The following is a 1271-nucleotide window of genomic DNA, read 5'->3' as shown; positions in this document are numbered from 1 at the left end:
CGAGGTGTATACACTTCAGCCCTGGAGAAAGCAGTTAGCATGCATGGTCATCCTTATATAGAACAAATGTTCGATATAAGGTTACCGTATAATACTAAAACAATCAAGCGCTGTATATCAACAAAGATTGTGCTGGAAAACTGGCTTAACGTTATTGTAAGGCCGTTGGGTCTTATTAATTATTTTATATTGGCTGCAATAATTTTTTTATCGGTCATTCCATGATTATCTAGATCGTTTTGTAATCATGAATAATCTTGGGGAAGTAAATGGGGATGTAGACGTACATTTAGGCGATATGGTTGTTGCTCCGAATGTATTTTTTATCACAAAAGATAGGCTTAATATAATTGATATAATTGGAGAATTGTACATACAGGGGGCGCCGGACCTGGTGGTTGAAATATTATCTCCGTCCACCGCCGTCCATGACAAAAAGAAAAAAAGCCGGATATACTTTAAACACGGAGTAAAGGAATACTGGCTGGTGGACCCGGACCTGCAGTTAGTGGAAGTGCTGAGCTTGCCCCGTTAAAATAGACACGTTAAACGGCGGGATACTGCATATTTCAGAGTTTTTGGCCGCCCTTGACAAGGAGCCTCTGGGCCAGTGTTTCCGTAAAGGCCGGGGGCAGGCCGACTGCGTATGGCCTTTGGCCCAAGCAGGCTAACACAGGCCCTACTCCATATCAAGGGCTGCGCAAGCGGCCAAAAACATAGTTACGCGGCTAACCGAAAAGCCAGTTCAAACTCTACCGGTGACATATAGCCAAGGGCGGAGTGTAAGCGTATCCGGTTGTAAAATATTTCGATATATTCAAAGATCGCCTGACGAGCCTGGTTCCTGGTTCTAAACCGGTTACCGTAAATGAGTTCGTGTTTTAACGTACCAAAGAACGATTCCATACAGGCGTTGTCATAACAGTTGCCTTTGCGACTCATGCTGGCTAATATGCCGTAATCTTTCAAAGCTTGCTGGTATTCATGACTTGCATATTGGCTGCCGCGATCCGAGTGGTGAATTAACCCTGCCAAAGGGCGGTAACGCTGCATGGCTTGCTTTAGGGCATCCAGTACCAACTGGCGGGTCATGGTTTTGTCCATGGACCAGCCTACAATCTTGCGGTTGAATAGATCTTCTATGGCAGCCAGGTATAGCCATCCCTCGTCTGTTGGGAGTGGGATAAATGCACCACGCCTTACTCAATTACTTGAGTAGGTTTTGGTGCATTCTCCCCCGAACCGTACGTACATGTTTCCATGTATACGGC

General features: G+C 45.4%; 2 protein-coding genes and 1 pseudogene. 2 read left to right on the top strand and 1 reads right to left on the bottom strand.

All coding sequences use genetic code 11. The features are described from left to right. Together BM299_RS19810 and BM299_RS18780 are read left to right on the top strand one after the other, a co-directional pair. Positions 1–225, top strand: a 225-nt coding sequence (locus tag BM299_RS19810; RefSeq protein WP_207545251.1) for a hypothetical protein, incomplete at its 5' end; no start/stop codon positions are given. Between the two features lie 22 nt (positions 226–247). Continuing rightward, complete coding sequence (locus BM299_RS18780) at positions 248–535, top strand: Uma2 family endonuclease (RefSeq protein ID WP_092488082.1); 288 nt, start codon at positions 248–250, stop codon at positions 533–535. 185 nt (positions 536–720) lie between these two features. Here BM299_RS18780 and BM299_RS18775 read toward each other — a convergent pair. Then, positions 721–1179 (bottom strand): annotated as a pseudogene (locus BM299_RS18775) (IS3 family transposase); the annotation flags it as partial. Between the last annotated feature and the right edge of the window lie 92 nt (positions 1180–1271).

Origin of the sequence: Desulfoscipio geothermicus DSM 3669 (genome assembly GCF_900115975.1) — a bacterium.
In the GTDB taxonomy this organism is placed as follows: Bacteria; Bacillota; Desulfotomaculia; order Desulfotomaculales; family Desulfallaceae; genus Desulfoscipio; species Desulfoscipio geothermicus.
The sequence above is the reverse complement of the archived record's forward strand: the minus strand, read 5'-3'. Positions and strand labels throughout refer to the sequence as shown.